Annotated in this window: 20 protein-coding genes; 18 read left to right on the top strand and 2 right to left on the bottom strand. The window is 64.0% G+C overall.

The genetic code is table 11. The features are described from left to right. The first annotated feature begins 61 nt into the window (after positions 1-61). Genes CH296_RS00375 through CH296_RS28705 form a run of 15 tightly spaced genes read left to right on the top strand, consistent with a single transcriptional unit; the run spans position 62 to position 15,244 of the window. Positions 62-427, top strand: coding sequence for a hypothetical protein (locus CH296_RS00375; protein WP_143546284.1), 366 nt, complete (start codon positions 62-64; stop codon positions 425-427). After that, positions 417-4,766: a hypothetical protein gene (locus CH296_RS00370; RefSeq protein ID WP_094683731.1), complete on the top strand. Its 4,350-nt coding sequence runs from the start codon at positions 417-419 to the stop codon at positions 4,764-4,766. The genes CH296_RS00375 and CH296_RS00370 overlap by 11 nt, the downstream gene beginning before the upstream one ends. After that, positions 4,766-5,740, top strand: a complete 975-nt coding sequence (locus CH296_RS00365; protein WP_094683730.1) for a hypothetical protein — start codon at positions 4,766-4,768, stop codon at positions 5,738-5,740. The genes CH296_RS00370 and CH296_RS00365 overlap by 1 nt, the downstream gene beginning before the upstream one ends. Then, entirely contained in the window at positions 5,737-7,416 is a 1,680-nt protein-coding gene (locus CH296_RS00360; RefSeq protein ID WP_094683729.1) for a hypothetical protein, read from the top strand. Before CH296_RS00365 ends, CH296_RS00360 begins: the two co-directional genes overlap by 4 nt. An 18-nt stretch (positions 7,417-7,434) precedes the next feature. Continuing rightward, positions 7,435-8,034: a translation initiation factor IF-2 N-terminal domain-containing protein gene (locus tag CH296_RS00355; protein WP_094683728.1), complete on the top strand. Its 600-nt coding sequence runs from the start codon at positions 7,435-7,437 to the stop codon at positions 8,032-8,034. After that, a complete protein-coding gene (locus tag CH296_RS00350) occupies positions 8,034-9,287 on the top strand; it encodes an N-acetylmuramoyl-L-alanine amidase (RefSeq protein ID WP_094683727.1) in 1,254 nt (417 codons plus the stop codon). Before CH296_RS00355 ends, CH296_RS00350 begins: the two co-directional genes overlap by 1 nt. Next, entirely contained in the window at positions 9,287-9,583 is a 297-nt protein-coding gene (locus CH296_RS00345; RefSeq protein ID WP_094683726.1) for a hypothetical protein, read from the top strand. Before CH296_RS00350 ends, CH296_RS00345 begins: the two co-directional genes overlap by 1 nt. Further along, entirely contained in the window at positions 9,583-9,978 is a 396-nt protein-coding gene (locus tag CH296_RS00340) for a hypothetical protein (protein WP_094683725.1), read from the top strand. Before CH296_RS00345 ends, CH296_RS00340 begins: the two co-directional genes overlap by 1 nt. Then, a complete protein-coding gene (locus CH296_RS00335; protein ID WP_094683724.1) occupies positions 9,978-10,280 on the top strand; it encodes a hypothetical protein in 303 nt (100 codons plus the stop codon). The genes CH296_RS00340 and CH296_RS00335 overlap by 1 nt, the downstream gene beginning before the upstream one ends. Next, on the top strand, positions 10,277-11,929 hold the full coding sequence (locus tag CH296_RS00330) for a hypothetical protein (protein WP_094683723.1): 1,653 nt from the start codon (positions 10,277-10,279) through the stop codon (positions 11,927-11,929). The genes CH296_RS00335 and CH296_RS00330 overlap by 4 nt, the downstream gene beginning before the upstream one ends. Continuing rightward, positions 11,926-12,315, top strand: a complete 390-nt coding sequence (locus CH296_RS00325) for a hypothetical protein (RefSeq protein ID WP_094683722.1) — start codon at positions 11,926-11,928, stop codon at positions 12,313-12,315. Before CH296_RS00330 ends, CH296_RS00325 begins: the two co-directional genes overlap by 4 nt. Further along, positions 12,312-12,983: a hypothetical protein gene (locus tag CH296_RS00320; RefSeq protein WP_094683721.1), complete on the top strand. Its 672-nt coding sequence runs from the start codon at positions 12,312-12,314 to the stop codon at positions 12,981-12,983. Before CH296_RS00325 ends, CH296_RS00320 begins: the two co-directional genes overlap by 4 nt. Before the next feature lies 1 nt (position 12,984). Continuing rightward, positions 12,985-14,229 (top strand): SGNH/GDSL hydrolase family protein, encoded by a 1,245-nt coding sequence (locus CH296_RS00315; RefSeq protein WP_094683720.1) that lies wholly within the window; start codon positions 12,985-12,987, stop codon positions 14,227-14,229. Further along, positions 14,229-15,095: a hypothetical protein gene (locus CH296_RS00310; RefSeq protein ID WP_094683719.1), complete on the top strand. Its 867-nt coding sequence runs from the start codon at positions 14,229-14,231 to the stop codon at positions 15,093-15,095. The genes CH296_RS00315 and CH296_RS00310 overlap by 1 nt, the downstream gene beginning before the upstream one ends. Further along, entirely contained in the window at positions 15,092-15,244 is a 153-nt protein-coding gene (locus tag CH296_RS28705) for a hypothetical protein (protein ID WP_179277592.1), read from the top strand. The genes CH296_RS00310 and CH296_RS28705 overlap by 4 nt, the downstream gene beginning before the upstream one ends. Before the next feature lie 141 nt (positions 15,245-15,385). On the opposite strand, the gene CH296_RS28700 is transcribed toward CH296_RS28705, so the two are convergent. Next, a complete protein-coding gene (locus CH296_RS28700) occupies positions 15,386-15,547 on the bottom strand; it encodes a hypothetical protein (RefSeq protein ID WP_179277591.1) in 162 nt (53 codons plus the stop codon). 527 nt (positions 15,548-16,074) lie between these two features. Here CH296_RS28700 and CH296_RS00305 point away from each other — a divergent pair. The 3 genes from CH296_RS00305 to CH296_RS00295 all read left to right on the top strand — a co-directional run bounded on the left by CH296_RS00305 (position 16,075) and on the right by CH296_RS00295 (position 17,131). Then, entirely contained in the window at positions 16,075-16,371 is a 297-nt protein-coding gene (locus tag CH296_RS00305) for a hypothetical protein (RefSeq protein WP_143546283.1), read from the top strand. Between the two features lie 232 nt (positions 16,372-16,603). Then, positions 16,604-16,819, top strand: coding sequence for a hypothetical protein (locus tag CH296_RS00300; protein ID WP_094683717.1), 216 nt, complete (start codon positions 16,604-16,606; stop codon positions 16,817-16,819). Positions 16,820-16,933: 114 nt separating this feature from the next. Further along, on the top strand, positions 16,934-17,131 hold the full coding sequence (locus CH296_RS00295) for a hypothetical protein (RefSeq protein ID WP_094683716.1): 198 nt from the start codon (positions 16,934-16,936) through the stop codon (positions 17,129-17,131). A 42-nt stretch (positions 17,132-17,173) separates the two neighbouring features. Here CH296_RS00295 and CH296_RS29275 read toward each other — a convergent pair whose 3' ends face one another. Further along, positions 17,174-17,629 (bottom strand): hypothetical protein, encoded by a 456-nt coding sequence (locus CH296_RS29275; RefSeq protein ID WP_218830233.1) that lies wholly within the window; start codon positions 17,627-17,629, stop codon positions 17,174-17,176. Positions 17,630-17,742 lie beyond the last annotated feature (113 nt).

The raw sequence follows: 17,742 nt of genomic DNA, 5'->3' as shown, positions 1-17,742 counted from the left end.
GTGGTCGCACACTGACTATCTCCTCGCGTTGCTGTACGACAAACAGGCTGAACACAATTGGATGATCAGTCGGGACGGCGCGAAAGGCATTCGCCGCCCGAAGCCACTGCCGCGGCCCGGTGTCGAGGACGAGAACTCGAACACCAAGCACTACGGCGGCAAGGCCATCCCAATGGATCAGATGGCCGAGAAGGTCGCACGCGAGTACCACCTGCACGCGGTCGCCGACGAGCCTGTTCGCCGCGGCAAGCTCACGGCCGATCAGGCGATCGCCATTCGGTCACTGTCCAAAGCCGGCCAGTTCACCCGCGAGGAAATCGCACTGTCCTACGAGGTCTCGGAATCCACTATCGGGCGCATTGTGCGTCGTGAGACGTGGGCCGACCTCGGAGATCCGACCGATACGGAGGTGGCTCGTGGCAACTGAACTCGCTGTCGCGTATGTATCCATGCTGCCTGAGGCAAGAAACTTCGTTCCCGAATTCAATCGTCAGGTTGGACCGGGACTCGCGCGATCCGGCACCGAGCAGGGACAGAAGTTCGGTACCGGATTCACGGGCTCCCTCGGCCGTGTTGGTTCGCTCGTCACCCGCACCGGTCGTAGTCAGGGCGACAACTTCGGCAACGCGTTCACGTCGACGTCGCAGCGCGGGGTCAATACGGGCCTGACTCGCGGTCTCGCGGGCGTCGGCTCCATCGGGCGAGACCAGGGCAGCCGCTTCGGTACCGCCTTCGCTGGCGGCATCGACACCAACGCGGCGACGAAGAAGATCAGCAACGACCTGGGCCGTCAGAGCACCGCCCTGGCGCGAGTCGGCAAGGGCCAAGGCGAGGACTACGGCAGGTCGTTCTCGACCGAGGCTGCAGCGCTCATCGCCGCGGTGCCCGGCCTCGCGGGCGAGCTCAATCGCAACGTCGGACCGGAGATGGAGAACGCCGGGCGGGAGCAGGGATCAAGGTTCGCGAGCTCGTTCTCGTCGGAAGCATCGAGCGGAATCAGCACCGTCGGCGGTGCGATCTCGGCAGCCGCAGTCAACGCCAACGAGGCCGCGAACGCTCGTGATGCTGCAGAGCAGGGCGAGAGCGCACCCGGGGCGAACGACAGCTTCACGGGCGAGATCGCAGGATTCGCGGCCGGCGCGGCGGCAATCAGCTTCCTGACGCAGTCCCTGCAGGATGTGCAGGGAGTCGAAACCCTTGCGGCACAGACGGCATCGGTCATCAAGTCGACCGGTGGTGCAGCGCAGGTTACCGCCGAGCACGTCGGCGATCTCGCCGAGAACATCGAGGCGATGACGTCGGTCGAGATGGAAGGCACCGTTGCCGGTGCCAACTTCCTGCTGACCTTCAAGAACATTCAGAACCAGGCCGGGGACGGTAACGACGTCTTCGACCAGACCGTGCAGGCCATGACGGATATGTCCGTCGCGATGGGCACCGACGCCAAGGGCTCTGCACTGCAGCTCGGCAAGGCGCTGAACGATCCGATCAAGGGCGTCTCTGCTCTGGCGAAGGTCGGCATCACGTTCTCGGCCGAGCAGAAGACGCAGATCGAGCAGATGGTCGCTCAGAACGACCTCCTCGGTGCGCAGAAGATCATTCTCGCTGAGGTCAATTCGCAGTTTGCCGGTAGCGCGGTGGCATTCGGCGAGACGACTGCAGGCGGAATCGCGAAGGCGCAGAACGCACTCGGTAACTTCGGTGAAGAGATCGCCGGTCGAGTCATCCCGGCAGTCAACGCGCTGTCGTCGTTCCTCCTGCCGGTGTTCGACGGCCTGGCGGGCAACACGGATACCGTGCTCGCCGTTGTCGCAGCCTTCGTTGCGTGGAAAGTCATACCGCCAATCCTGTCCAACGTCAGTGCGGCGACGGCACGTGCGATCGCGACGACGCGCATGCTCGCCACCACGCAGGGCGGAATCATCAACACGAGCCGGGTCGGCGCTGTCCAGATGGGCAGATTCGGAACCGCCATTCAGCAGATCGGTGCCTCACGTCCCGCGATCGCTGGCATCCAGGGCGCGTTCGTCAACGCGGCCACGGGTGCCGCACGCTTCTCGACAGCGGCTGGTCTGGCTGCAGCATCTGGAACTGCACTCAAGCTTGCAGGCGGCGGCATCGTGTCGGCACTCGGCGGTCCCTTCGGAGTCGCTGTGCTCGCGGCCGGTGCCGCGCTGTTCTTCTGGATGAAGAAGAACCAGGAGGCGAAGGCCGCGGCCGAGGCCAACAAGGCTGCCGTCGAAGCACTCAGCGGAACTCTCGACGCGCAGACCGGCGCTGTCACCGCGAACACCATCGCATCTCAGGCGAAGATCCTCGCCGAGAGCGGACTGATCGAGTCGGCGCGCAACTACGGCATCGCCGAGGGCGATCTCGTTGCTGCGCACCTGAACCAGGAAGGCGCACTCGGTCGCGTCAACAAGGTTGTCCAGGAGAACATTCGGAAATCGACCGAGGCTTCGAACGTCTACAAGAGCAACGTCGAAGGCTACGAGCGCGCAGGCGTCTCTCTCAACGATCTCACCGCAGCGCTCGGTGGCAACAGCGAGAAGTACGACGACGTCAAGTCGAAGCTCGACGCGTACAACACCACCCTGTCGGCTGCTGGTGCCAGCGAGACCGACAAGGTGGCATCGCTCGATCGACTCAAGAACAGCCTCGACGCAGCGGGTGTCGGCGCAGTCGATATGGCTACGAGCATCGGCACCACGAACGATCAGTTGTCCGATGCGCAGCGGATTCAAGAGGACACCGCCCTCGCGATGGACCAGGGCACCGAGACCGCCTCGGCGTTCTCCGAAGCGATCGACAAGATCTCCGATTCGGCATCGACTGCCGAGGATCGCACCTCAGCGCTCAAGGCTGCCATCGATGCGCTGAATGGAAACCCGCTCGACCTCGAGCAGGCGAACTCCACTCTGCAGGACGCGTTCGCGAACACGCAGGAGGCGGTGAAGCCGAAGGAAGGTGAGGCCGCGCCGACGGTCAACCTCGACACGAACACGATCGACGTAGCCACAGAGGCCGGACGAAAGCTGCTCGACGTCACCGTGGCGCAGCAGGAAGCAACGCTCGATGCGGCGCGCGCAGCACGGGATGCTGGTCTCGCGAACGGCGACCTCGCAGGTGCTCAGGGCGCGGCTGCGACCGTCGTCGAGCAATCGCGCCAGAAGTTCCTCGAGCAGATCGGCACCCTCGGCATCGTCGGGGATCAGGCGCAGCGCCTGGCCGACAAGTACATCGGCATCCCGTCAGTCGTGGCCACACTCATCGATCAGCCGAACATGGCCGCGTCGCAGCTCGCACTCGACATCCTCAAGGGCAAGGTCGATCTCGTCCCCGACGACAAGAAGATCACCGTCGACACCCTCGACGCGGACGCGATCAAGCGGCTCGAAGGGCTGAACTACAAGGTCACCACACTGCCCGACGGTCAGGTCGAGATCGAAGCACTGACCGCGGAAGCCGAAACGGCCATCCAGGGGTTGCTCAAGCCTCGCCAGGTGTCGGTGAACTTCGCGATCGAGAACCCCGGCGCGGTGTCGGCTGCGATCACCGAGGCCGAGGCTGCGACTGGTCGGCGGATCAACCGCGGTCAGTTCGCCAACGGCGGGCCGTTGGTCGGAGGGCTACCGGGACGCGACTCGATTCCGATCCTCGGCATGCCTGGCGAGCACATGCTCGACGTCAACGACGTTCGCCGTCTCGGTGGCCAGGAGGGCGTCTACCGCTTCCGTGCGGCGCTCGCGGCCGGGCAGGTCGGCGCGTACGCCACCGGTGGCGCTGTGGAGCGCGCACGGACGAATGCGCAGGCCGACAACGGCAAGTCCTACATCTGGGGTGACCGCGATTGCTCGATGTTTATGTCGTGGATTCACTCGGATCTGATGGGTCTCGAGCGGAAGCGTCTCTACACGACGTCGACCCTCATGGCCGGCCAGACTGCTGGTCTCGAGCGCGGCACCGGGGATGGCAACACGCACTTCCTGGTCGGGGTGAACTCCGAGCACATGGCCGGCACTCTCGACGGCGTCAACGTCGAGGCCGGTGGCGCAGGCGGCAACGTGCAGTACGGCGGCACTGCGGCGGGCGCATTCGATCCACAGTTCACGCAGGTGTTCTTCCTGCCTGATTCCCTACTCAACCCGCCACCCGACATCGCTGCAACCATCGGCGAAGTCGATCCGATCACGGGCGAACGCATTGTCACAGGCGGCAGCGCTTCCTCGGCCGGAACGGCATCTGCGGCGACTCCCGCAGAGCCTCAGCGATTCTCGGTCGCTGACCGCATGAAGAAGCTCGGCGCTGATTTGTCGAGTGTCGCCGTCGACGCGTTCTTCGAGCAGCTTCCGTTCGGAATCGGCGAGAGTCGCTTCCTGACCACGCCGATCCTGACCGAGGCACCGAACGCAGCGCAGTCCTTCACCGATACCGATCTCGCGAACCAGCAGCCCGTCACGACCGGTGCACCGAACTGGGTCGAGGACATGCTCAAGGCGCTGCGACGCCCGGCTGCGGACGTCCCGATCTTCGATCAGGGCGGCGTTGTCGGCCCCGGTCTCAATCTCATCAACAACGCGACGGGGGCCAACGAGGTGCTTGCCAATGTGACTGGCCTGCTGGGTTCGGAGCCCGCGGCTGCGGTACCTGCCGACTACTCGATTCGGATCGACAAGGTCGAGGGCAGCAACGCGGACGAGATCATTCGCAAGATCACGGCGCTGCAGAGCAAGCAGGCCGTGCGCTACGCGGGTCGGCCGTTCTGATGTATTCGGCGCCGATTTTCGAGTCCGCGAAGGTTGAGATTCAGGCCTGCGACAACGGCCGCACGTGGAATGTCCACGGTGTCGGCCAGGGCGCTCAGGGTGTCTACCTGGGGCAAGATCAGGTGAAGGGGCTCTACGACGCGCCGACGTCGACGACGTGGGTCTCGTCGCCGCATCAGTCCGGTGGCTCGATGAAGCGCCGGAAGCGGCTCGTGCGCGACCTGATGCTCGGCTTCCATCTGTCCGACGACCGGACGCCGGCCAAGTGGGGTGCGATCGATTCGGCGTTCCGGCAGGCGTTCGACTATCGCGAGGACGACTGGGATCCCGACTCGAAGCTCGCTCGAATCGACTACACCAGTGAGCAATCCGGTCTGCGGATGCTCGACGTGCAACTGTACGAGCAGCCCGATTTCGATCCCGGCGTCGACCCGAACGTGCAGGGCTACTCGAACCCGGTGATCCCGCTCCGCGCGGGCCAGCCGTTCTGGTACGAGGACCCGGTTACGACGATGTGGTCGACGACGGGCAGCTCAGGCTCAGGCTTCATCGAGGTCTCGAATCCGACGGATATTCCGATGGCGCACAAGTGGATTTTGACGCGCGGTGACTGGATTCTCCCTGATCAATCGTGGACTGGGCCGAAGGGCAAGCGTGTGCCCGGCACCGACAAACTGCGCGGCCGCGACGACTCGACGCGCAAGATCATCATGCCGCCGATCACGTCGACGAACGGTGGCGCGATCGTCGATCTGGACCCGAAAGAGCTGATGGTCCGCGACGCGCACGACACGAATCTGCTCGGCCAGATGCCTGTGCCCGGTCGCTACTTCCAATACGTCATTCCGCCTTACACCACTGAACCAGTTCAACTGCCCGTCTCCGTGACGAATGCGCCTGCCGGTGGGGCGATGTGCCAACTCGTGCAGCCGCGCCTCTGGTCGCGTTGCCAGGGTATGGAACTAGCTCTATGACGATCGATACGTCGGCATCACTCCTTGATCAGTGCGAGGCGATCTGGGCGGCGACCGAGGCGATCAAGGAGCGCGAAGACAACCTCCGCAAGGTGCCGCCGCTCGTGCGCCTGTGGGACGGTGACGCCAAGCTGCAGCACGTCGTGCAGATGGAGTACTCAGCGAGCTTCGAGCTCGTCGACGGCGATACCGGCGCGATTCGCGTCGAGCATCCGTACGACCACCCGACGGGCCGGTGGCTCGTCGACACGTGGGGCCGGATGCAGCGCGGCGAGAAGCGCAACGTCGTCATCTCCTGCGACTACACGGGCGCGCGGCCCGGTGGGCTGATGTCCGACGTGACGCTCGAGCTCCGCGACAACGGCGATCAGGTCGTCGTCGCGACGTTCACCTCCGATTTCGAGCAGCTCAAGTGGTACCACGTGTGGCCCAACAGTTTCTTGCCGGCCGCATTTCAGGCACCTCGCGTGTTCATCCTGCCCGGTCCCCTGCCGTGGGTGCTGTCCAATTCGCTGTTCTTCCAGGTGCTTCGAGAGCAGTCGAGCCTCTGGGCCATCCCCGACGATCCGACGAAACTGTCGAACTGGTTCAACCTGAATCAGTCGACGTGGGGCGTCGTCGTCAAACCGATCAGCTTCATCGAATCGATGGCCTCGGGCGCGATCTGGGGCGCGGCGATCTCGCGGATGAAGAACTGGTACGAGATGGCCAAGTCCATGCTCGAGGACGGCGAGATCACCCCCTACGTGCGCCGCTGGTTCAACGGCGACCCACCGCCGTGGCCGGGTGCAGTCGTCAAGCACGGCGCGCTGGTCGTTTCGTTCGAGGATCGATCGGGCACGTTCACCGGCACCGCGGCGGGCGGCACGATGTTCGACGGCCTGTTCCGCACCTTCGAGCAGTTCGCATCCGACTTCATCGACACGACAACGCAACTCGTCACCGATACCGCGATCCCGGCCGATTACTACATCGCGGGCAAGAAGGGCACGCACAAGTCGGTGCCGTACTGCGTGTGGCGCGATGCCGAAGAGACCGGCATCGAAACGTACGCGTTCAAGCAGGTGCCGTCGAAGGCCGTGCAGGTCGTCGTCGGTGGCCACTCCATGCCCGGCGTCAACGAGGCGATCAGCGCCGGCATTCAAGCTCTCGGCGACATTCTCGGCAACCTCGCGCAGATCGGAAGCATCGGCGGATCGGTCGACACCCTCCTGAGGCCGTTCTACGAAGACACCGTGCTCGCGTGGATCTCGGTGAAAAGTCTGGCGAGAGCGCAGAACTCGGGCTTCATCCGATTCTTCGAGTTCTTCCAGGACGGCGCGGGCAAGGCCTACACGCTCGCCTCGCTCATGGTGCTGCGGCAGGGCTTCTGGGCAACGCGATCCTACGAGTCCGTCGAGATCAACGTCGGCGACGGGTCACCGTTCCTTATCGGCGACCAGGGCGAAGGGCACATCTGGCTCGGCGACCGCGGTGGCAACACGATCCGCAACGACCCGACGGCGCGTATCTACATGAACCGCCTGTCGAAGCTGACGCTCGCATGGGATGACGAATCCCCGTGGGAGTGGAAGACCGCGTTCGGCGACGACCGAGCGCTGCAAGATCCGCTGCAACGCGCCTGGGAGCGCATCGAGGCCTACGCCTCGGGCCTCCAACAGGCTGGCGTGTTCTGACCGAAAGGGCTGCTGCACATGACCTTCACCGATCTGTTCGATCCGACCGATCTCGGCGTGCCCGACGATTGGGAGGAGTTCGACCAGTCGCTCGGGCTGCCGACGATCCACAACTGCGACCTCGGCAACCCGCGGCAGGTGTTCCTCTGGTGCTTCGTCGGACTGCCCGGCGTCGTCGGAGCGCCGCTGGTGTTCCCGATCGAGTACTGGGAGCTGGTGAGCTTCCACATGGTCGAGCTCGGTCTGCGTCTCGCGGCCGATCCGATCAAGAAGTATCGACCGACCACGGAGTCGATGCTGCAGAAGTCGACCGCGGCCGGGACGTGGGTCGGCATGGACGAGGTCGATCCCGAGCCGACGACGCTGGCCGACGTGACGCGGGCGCAGGTGCCGGCCGATCAGCGCGCCGAGCTGCGCGGCGTGATGCTCGACAAGCTCGGGTTTCCCGAGGGTGCCGAGGATGTCGATATGCCAGTGTCCGAGCTGGCGACGCGGCTCAAGGTCAACGTGGACCGCCTCGTGATGGTCCTCGCGGACTACGGCATCGAGAACATCACCGTCGACTCGACGATCGACCGCGTCGTGGCCGAGCGACTCGTCGCGCACATGGGCCTCTGATGTACACCGACCAGCAGCTCGCCTACGCCCGCATCATCGTCGCCGAGGGTGTGCGTCAGGGGATCACCAAGCGCGGTCAGATCATCGGCCTCGCAACCTCGCTCGTCGAGTGTCGATTGCGCATGCTCGCCAACCGTGCCGATCCCGAGACGCTTAACTACCCGCACGAGGGCCTCGGCAAGGACTCGAAGTCGTCGGGACTGTTTCAGCAGCAGCCACCGTGGTGGGGCACCGTCGCCGAGCGCATGAATCCGACAGCGTCGGCGCGAATGTTCTTCGAGGCCCTGGCCAGGCTCGACTACAACGGCCCCCGCTCGGCGGGCTGGTACGCCCAACAGGTCCAGCGGTCGGACTATCCCGAGCGCTACGACGAGCACATGGCCGAAGCGTCCGCTCTCTACGACCTGCTCGCAACTCCCACACAGGAAGGGGCCGTGCTCGTGCCCGAGAATCCGATCACCCGAACGCAGCTGAGTCCGAATCGGCACAGTGGCGGTCGCGACGTCGACTGGCTCGCGATTCACACGCAGCAAGCCCGATCGTCGGCGGCGAACCTCGCGAACTTCCTCGGCAACTCCGCGAATCAGGTGTCGTACAACGCGATCGCCGACGAGCGCGAGACGGTTCTCATCGTCCCGTACGACCAGAATCCCTGGGCGGCATCGAATGCGAACTCGCGCGCCGACCACTTCTGCTTCGCAGGTTCGTTCGCCGAGTGGACCCGCGAGCAGTGGCTCGACCCCGGCAAGGACGCGGACGGGGTCAACCAGGACCTGATGATGTGGCGCGGTGCGGCGTGGCTCGCCGAGCGATCCATCGCCCGCGACATCCCACTCGTGTACGTCGGAAAGGCCGGCGTCGATGCCGGTATTCGAGGCGTCGTCGGCCACGTCGATTTCGGCGCATGGGGCGGCGGACACACAGACCCGGGGCCCAACTTTCCCTGGGACGTACTGATCGACCGAGCTCGCGCAATCGTTGCGGGCCAACCACTCACGAAGGGATTCCTGATGGCACTCAGCGACGAAGAGCAGAAGCGAGTACTCGACGCGGCGGACCGGGTCAACGGGGTAGTTCGCTCCCGGGTGGCACCCGAGGGCGTCGAGGTGGACCCGGCAAACTTCCCGCACGGCGGAGCAGCTGTCCTCGATGCGCTCGACGGCGCGTTCATTGTCGAGAAGCTGGGCAATCTGCAGCGGACCCTCGACGGTCTGCCTGCTGCCATTGCTGCGGCGATCAAGGACGGCAAGTGATGACGAATCCGAACAACGCCGCGCTCGACGCATTGCGCGAGATCGTCGCGAATCAGCCGCTCGTCAAACGGTACTCGAACACCGTCACATCCCTGCTCGGCCTGGGCGTCAACCTGATCTGGGTTCTCATCGGCCTCGGTGTCGACATCCCGACGAACGTGCTCGTCGGCATCGCCGTCGCCATCCAGTCTCTCGCGACTGTCGGCATCCGATTCACTCCGAACGGTGTGACCGAGAAGCAGGTTGCCGAGATCGAGGAGTACGTCGGCAGGCATCGCGCCCCCGAGGTCGAATAGTGCTCGGCGCTCGCCTGACCGCTGCGACGGGCGGGATCATGCAGGCGACCGTGGGAGTGCTCTACCTGCCTGCATTTCCCGAGTCGTTGGTGCGTCGGCCCCTGCTGCCAGGGCAGGTGTCGGCGGTGGCGTACATCGAGACGATCGGCCCGCTGTGGACGGTGTTCTTCCTTGGAACCGCACTGGCGCTGCTGGCGGCGGCGGTGCGCGGCAAGGGCTTCGTGAATGCACACATCGCGGCAGCCGGGATCAGCGTGTTGTACGGCTCGTGCATCTTGATCTCCGCAATTCTCACCGAACCACCCGTGCCGGTCGTTCATGGGACCTACGCGACATTCGTTGGGTTGCTGCACATTTGCATCGCAATTGGATGCAGGGACAGGGGGCATCGCTGATGGATCCGAGCCTGCTTGCAGCCATCGGCGGCGTGATCACGAGTATCGGCGCGATCATCGTCGGCGTACTGACGACCCGGAAGAACAATCACCTCGACGATCTCGCTCTCGCGATTCGGCAGCGTGACGAGGCGCGAGAGAACGAGGAACGGGCCAACGAGCGCGTGGTCGAGGTCGTTGCTCAGTTGACCAAGCAGGACCGATTGGTACTCATCCTGCGGCAGTACATCGCCCGTCTGTCACGGCTCCTCATCGACCGCAACATCGAAGTGCCTGTTCGGCCACCGGAGATGGACGAATGACACTCCCCTCTGGCGGCTATCCCGCGGGCTCGATCAACACGGGCACGGGCATCTCTGCTCATGCCGCGAAGACGCAGTCGCAGTGGAAAGCCGAACAGACGGGGCAGTTCGCCACCAAGTACGAGACGAACTTCTTCGACAAGTGGATCAACAACCTGTTCGGCGGATTCTTCAACGGAATACTCGGCCTGATCTCGGCACTTGTGTTCGGGCTCAAGGGCATCACCGGTGGCCTGATCGACCTGACCGGCGCACTCAAGGCCACGGACACAAAGGCTGACACCGCGATCAACACCGCCACGGGTGCTGCACAGGCGGTTGTGAACGTGCAGAAAGTGGTCACTCAGAAGCTCGAAGTGTTCGACGTCCGATCCTCCACTCCGGGGTACGTCGCGATCAACGGCACGGAGTGGCCGTCGATTCCACGTTCGGATTTGAAGATGTTGCCCGCCGACGTGAACATCACTCGTCACCGGCACCCGACACCGGGGTCCAACGGCTACACCGATTACGACACGATCGGGTCCGTCGACGTCCGGATGACGCGGCTGCCGGAGAAGCTGCTACCGGCGAACACGCAGTGGTTCGCGTTCATCCGCATCCCGGATGATACGGCGCTGTCGGGCCTGAACTTCTTCGCGCGTGGTACACCGACCGCTCTGCATACCAGGGTCTTTTCCGTCTCGCCCACCGGAGATATGACCGCGCTGACGCCGGAGTCCCCGAACCTGGGGAGCCTGCTCGTCAACTCTCAGCACACCTCGACCCCAACCAACTTTGCAGACGCGATCGTGGAGGCCGGTACGTGGGTGGCGGTCCGGTTCCGGGCCGTCGGAACGGTGTATCTGGCGGGAACCGAGAACTTCACACCCGAACTGCCGCAGGGTTTCTACCCTCGTCAGATCAGTGCAACGACTGCAATCTCGTCCACGACGGCCGCGCCGGACTCTATTCCGGAATCGTCCGTCACATGGCCTGCGTATCCGTCTGGCTTTGTGGTCTACGTGGCCGTCGGAAACAACATTGTCGTGGCGCAGGCGAAGCGGTACTTCTCGGATAATTTCGACCGGGAGGATTCGGGTGGGCTGTTCGGGATCGGCGGCAAGTGGTCGATCTCGGGTGCTCTAGGTATCCGATCCAACGATGTTGCGTTCATCGACACAAACGATGGCGTCGCGACGGCGTTGTGGTCCTCGCCGCTCACGACCGACAAGCAGGTTCACACGATCCACGTCGGCTCCATTCCGACGGTCGAGACGCCGGCGGCATGGGCGCGAATGCTGTTCCGCTGCGCCCAGAACCGATCAACTGGTCTCGCGGTCGCATATCGGCAAGGCACGATCCGACTCGAGACGCTCTCCAACGGATCGTTTTCGGCTGCGATAACGGTCCCCGCCACCGTCGCGCAAGCCAATGAGATCACAGTGGTCGACGGCGAAACTGTTGACGGTGTGGACTACCTCGATCGAGTGATCGTCTACCACAAGGGTATCGAGATTATTCGCACATCAATCCCGTCCAGCACCGTCCCCTACGGGCCGCAGCGTCGGTTCGCTGGCGTCGGCGTCTCACGAACGCCGTTTCAGAACAGCCCGCGCATCGCGGACTGGTTGGCCTACGACACACCGGATACGGAGCTGGCAGCATGACCGAGTACGTCACCTTCGAACAGTTCACCGAGATCCTCGCGCACAACGCTGACAACGCTCACGACTCCGACATCTGGATTCTTCACCAGGATGGAACGACAGAGATCGTGCCCGACCAACCGCTGCACGAGCTGCAGCACCCGGCGACGTGGCCGAAATACATCTGCCGAGCCGCGGCGGTCAACGATCACGTCACCTACGACACCAAGCAGGCCGCGGACCTGAGCAACCCGATGGCCGCGGTCGACGGTCTCTACGCCTCGCTCGACCACCTCAACTGGGCCATCGGGCTCATCGTCGGAGGGTCGGTCCCCGCCCAACTCCGCGCCTACGTGCAAGTTCTCGCGACCGCCATCAAGCAGAAGAGACGAGGTCCCACGGCATGACCATCATCAGTGACACCCTCAAGAACGTGGCCAAGACACCGGCCACCACCACCGCGGTGTGGTTCTCGGCCTCTCTGCGGCAGGCAACGTCGGGCGGCATCATCGTCGACAAGTGGCACAAGGCGGTCCCGAACAGCTCGGGCGTCTTCACCACCCCCGACCTCGATCCCGGCCGGGCCATCGTCCGGTTCGCCGGCAGTCTCGACGGCGACCTCGAGATCATCATTCCTTCGTCGGGAACGCCTCTGCCGCTGTGGCCGCTGATCTCGGCCGCGGTGAACGTTCCACCGGACACCCCCGTCGAGCGGCTCATGACAGCCGTCGGCGACTACTTCGAGGCCAACCCGATCGAGACCGGGGGGATCACGAAAGAGGAAGCTGACCAGAGTTATGCGCCCGTTTCTCGGGCGGCGAAGAACCCCGACGAGATCGCAGTCGGAGCGATCACCCGCTCCGCGAACGGTGCGGCAACTGGCTTCGCGGTGGTGTGGGACGACGGCGCGACCGGCGTGTTCGTCGGCACCGAATCGACCACGACTCCCGGCGCGATCGACAGCTACACCGTCACCCACGTACTCGGCGGCGTGACCACCACGTACACCCAATCTGCCCTCACCCGCGACGCCAACGGCGCAGTGACGGCCCGACCCGCAATGACGGTGAGCTGACATGGGCGTACTCGACGCACCAGGAATATCCAAGCGCAACCTCCGCGACCAACGGCCCTTCGGCAATGTCGGGCAGCGCATCTTCGGCGGACGCATGGGCCTCTACAACGCCAGCGTCGCCAAGACCTTCCAGGTCACATGCGAGGTACAGCAGCACTTCGACGCCATACAGGTCATCTTCGCCAACCAGAAGCCCGGCTACTCCGACAACGTTGTGAACATGAAAGCGTCGGTCCTACCCTCGGCCGCTGACCTGAACGGTAGTGCCGGTCCGTGGACCACTGTCACCAAGAGTGGCCTGTTGCGGATGGCTCTGCCCATCTCGCCCGCCACCGGACGCCTGAGCTACGCCCTGTCCGACGTGATTCCATTGGCCAGCATCCCGCGCACAGACGGCGGTTCGAAGCCACTCGTCGTCGTACGGGTCTACATGACCGGCGGCGACATCACGGTTCTCGGCAACGGCACACCCGGCACGCCCACAACGGACGACTTCACCAACTGGGCATCCCGCACCAACGGCCGACGCTGGGTCATGCGGCAGATGGACGGCGACGGCGTCTCGACGCCCACCGCATTCACCAGCACGACGAACGTCTCCCAGTCACCAATCGTTGGCATCCGGTACTGGTCCCGCGGACGCGTGGTCAACCTCATGGTCGTCGGCGACTCCATCTCGGACGGCCGCGGAACGTACCTCGGCGAGGGCTTCGGCGGACTTGTCGCTGACCGCCTCACCTCCGATGCTCTCGCAGTGGAGTATTCCAACTGCGGATGGTCGGGCCAGGCGACGAGCATCTTCGGTGAGCGTGCCATCGACATCGTGCACTCCGACGTCAAGCCGGACATTCTCGTCTTCCCGAACAGTTCACCGAACAACGAGTCCGCCCTGACCGACGCGGGGTTCGCGGCCTCCGACGCGATGTACCAACGTGTCTTAGCAGCCTGCGCGCGAACAGGTGTGACTCCGGTGCTGTGGACCATGATTCCCACCGATCCGTCGATCCACGCGTGGGGAGCGGCCGATTCCAAGCGCCTCGCAGCCAATGCTCGCGCTCTCGCGCTTCGTGACCGAGGCGTCCTCGTGGCCGATACCTCGACACCCCTGTCGGGGGCGACATCGTCGGGTCAGGTGCTGCCGATCGCGGGGAAGCTCCCCGACGGTATCCACCCCGGCGACGGCGCAAACGTCGACATGGCGGACCCCATCACCCCACTGGTCAGCCGAGCAGCAGGAGGCCTCTGATGGCGTGGAACAAATCTGATTTTCCGGTCTATACATCGTCCGCAACCAACATCAACGTCACAGGTCCGGGCACGTGGTTCGTCTACGCGACGACGCAGGCGACCGTCGTTCTGCCTCCGCGCGCCGGCATCCCGAACTCGGACCTGGCGATCTACCGAATTGTGGCGTCCCCGACTGCGGCACCGGTGATCGTCAGCCGATCGTCGGCCGATCTAATCGCGGTCAACGGCAGCCTGACGGCCACCAGCTTTGTCCTCAATCCCGGCGAGTCGGTCGACATGGTGAACAGTGGCCTGACCTGGGTGCCACTGTTCGGCTCGGCGGCCCCGCTCCGTCCGCTGGTGTCAGGCAAGTACTACGGAGCGGTCGGCGTGCCATTGGCCACGGGAACGCCGACGCAGGACCGTCTCCGCCTGTTTCCGTGGGTGGTTCCCGAGACCGCGACCTACGACCGGATCGGCTCGCTCGTGACTACAGCGGTCGCAGCATCGACGCTGCGGTGGGTTATCTATCGCGACGGTGGAGGTTGGCCTTCGACCCTGCTTCTCGATTCGGCCCCAGCCGGGGTCGGGGTCGGGGACGCGTCGACGACGGGATGGAAGGAAGCGACGATCAGTCAGCAGCTCGTCGCAGGCCGCAGGGTGTGGCTCGGGCTCATCGCCAACGGCGGCGATCCGGGGCTGCGCACCTTTTCAGGAACGACGAGTATCCCCGACGTCGGGCTGACCTCTGCCGAAATCGCAGCACTGACCAACAGCGCGAGCGCGGGAGTGTTCCAGGGTGGCGTGACAGCAGACCCGCCCGCAACGTTCACAGGTACGCAGGCGTCGAACGTGGCACCGGCAATCTGGCTCAGGAAGGCATGACCATGACGACAGTGAACTGCAAGGACTGCGGTGAGGCTCTGTTCACGTACGAGAGCGGTGAGACGCTGCACGTGCTCTCGCAGCTACCTCGATGCTCGGAGCCGCAGGACGAACCAGAGCCGTTCGTGCCGGAGCCGGAACCAGCCTAGTCGCGAGTCCAGCAGCAGGCGGCGCAGGTGCACCCACGGGTGCGCTTGGGCCGACCTGTGAAGGTGGCGAAGAGACGTCGAATCACGGCGATCACGCCACGCATTCGTGACCGATCACAACGCGGATGGGTCCGAGTTTTCCTACGTGTCGTCGGCGAGTTGCGTCTCGTGCTTCTCTGCGCGGCGCAGCTCGGCGGCAGCTTCCTCGAGCTTGGCGTGGCTGATGGCCCGGCCGATCCACACGGCTGCGACCGCGCCGATCACGACCCACACGGCGACGATGCCGATTACCCACCAGAGCATCGAAACAGCATGACAGGTTCCGTGACAGTTCACGGGCGAATGTCACGATTGCCTGTAGCGAATCCAGTCGCGTAGACCGTTTGAACGACAGTCCCGATCGGGTGCATAACGTGAGTTGTGCTCCTACCGCGCCCGGCCGTCGAAGCTCGAATCGGTGCACTCGGGCGTAATTGGCGGCGTGCAAACAACCTCGCCGCAGACCATGCAGGTGTGAGTGCGGTGGTGGTGCACCTCGCACGAGCAGACCTGCGAGCCCACCAGCACCCGGCGCGGCCCGAGTAGATGCCCACGAGGGCAGAACTCGGGTGCCGGTTCTGCCCACTGATCACCGCGGCGGTAGAGCTCCATCCGCCACACGGTAGGCGTGCCCACCGACACGCCACCCCCCACTGAACCCCCGAAGCCCAACGGCTCGGGGGTTCTCTCGTTTCCCGACAGAGGGAGGTGTCGCCATGCTTCGGCGACTCATCGAGATCGTGCTACTCGGCACGATTCTTTTCACGATCGAACGAACAAGGAGATCCGTCATGGCAGTAGGAACCGAAACCAGAGCCGCACTCGCAGAGGTGTCGGCAGCAATCGCGGCCGAGACCGATCAGGCCGCAGACAAGATCATCGAGGCGCTCGGTGCTGACGCCGAGACGGCTGCCGAGGTGCGCAAGCTCCTGGCCCCGATCAAGGGCATCGTTCCCGATGCTGCGACGGACGACGCCGAGGCCGGCACCGACGGCGAGGCAGCCGAGATCGAGACCGGGACCGGCACCGAGCCGGGCGACGTCACCCCCGAAGGCGGCATCGTCCCGGGCGAGGCACTGCCCCGGTAGCCACCAAGGCCAAAGGAGAGCCCCCGTCTCAGTCGAGGCGGGGGCGCTTTTTCTGCGTTCGAAACTAAATGGTCAAGCCCGGTTACCTATAGACGATACACGGCCACCGTGCATTGTGCAACTCTAATTCCAGAAAAAGAAATTTGGAATAATTCTCCATTTGGGCTTGCACTGTGCACGAGTGGCGTGTATAGTTATAGACATAAGAGAGAACAACACAAAGGAGAACGAAATGATCACCGCAGAGACACTCGCCAACATCATCACCGCAGCCGGCCTCAGCCCCCGCCACTTCGACATCAAGGCCACCCTGGCAGCCATCACCGCCTACAACGAGGACGAGGGCACTGAGGCTCCCGTGGACATCGAGACCGCCACCGAGTGGCTGGACGAGACCGGAACCCAGGGCACCAGCTACCAGCTCTGCCCCTGGCTGACGGCAGCCTGAGGGGGTGGGGCTTCGGCCCCACCCGGTAGCTGTTTCCCGACTTGCACTATGCACTACCGTCGTGTATCATCTATAGGTAACCGGGCTTCGCGTATTTCTTACTCAGGAGAAAAAATGACTATTCGATACTTGTCTCGCGGAGAATTCGCCAAGCGTATCGGCGTCAGCGACAACGCCATGAGTCGGTACAAGCTCCCTGAGGCCGACGCGGAAATCGCCGGTCGTCGAGGCTGGCTTGAGTCCACGATCGACGAGTGGGTGCTCAATCGTCCGGGTCGGGGTGCACGCACTGACCTCGAAGTCGAACGGTGACCAACGTGACTGCACGGTGCCGGTCATCGGCTGTGTGGGGCATTAACCTCCGATGGTCATGAACACGCCGGACCGCGCTTGATCGGCCGGATACGTCACTTCTCCGCGGTGACTGACTTCCACTTTGTAGAAGTCGCTCCCTGCAGGGACATCGAAAGCGAAACTCAGAAGGCACGCGCCGTCGATGTATGTGCTGTCGTTGATATTGCCAGTGGCGACCGTGGTTCCCGAGGCGTCCGAAACCGTGACCGAAGCACCTTCCGCAAGGTCGTCGTAGCCCCCCTTTCCTTCGCATCCGCCGCTGACAGTGGACCTCGCCCCGTCGACGATTCCGACCGAGCCTCTTAGCTCGAACGCGTCAGGCTCAGTGTCGCGAAGTAACGCCCAGGCCCCGAAGGCAAGGATGGCTACGACGAAGACCACGGCCGCGACTACGATCAGTCGCTTCCTGGGCAGTCGCGGTGATGGGTTCTGCTCTACTGCATCCGTCTCGGTCACGTGATGTTTTTACCAGGGGGGCACGCATTGTGCGCGGCATCGGCCGGCGTCGCTGATCTGAAAAATCGCAGCACCTCGGCGTTCTGCTCAGCGCTGAGAGGCACCTTGTGTGT

This window comes from Rhodococcus sp. 14-2496-1d, from assembly GCF_002259365.1.
Classification (GTDB): Bacteria; Actinomycetota; Actinomycetes; order Mycobacteriales; family Mycobacteriaceae; genus Rhodococcoides.
The sequence above is the reverse complement of the archived record's forward strand: the minus strand, read 5'-3'. Positions and strand labels throughout refer to the sequence as shown.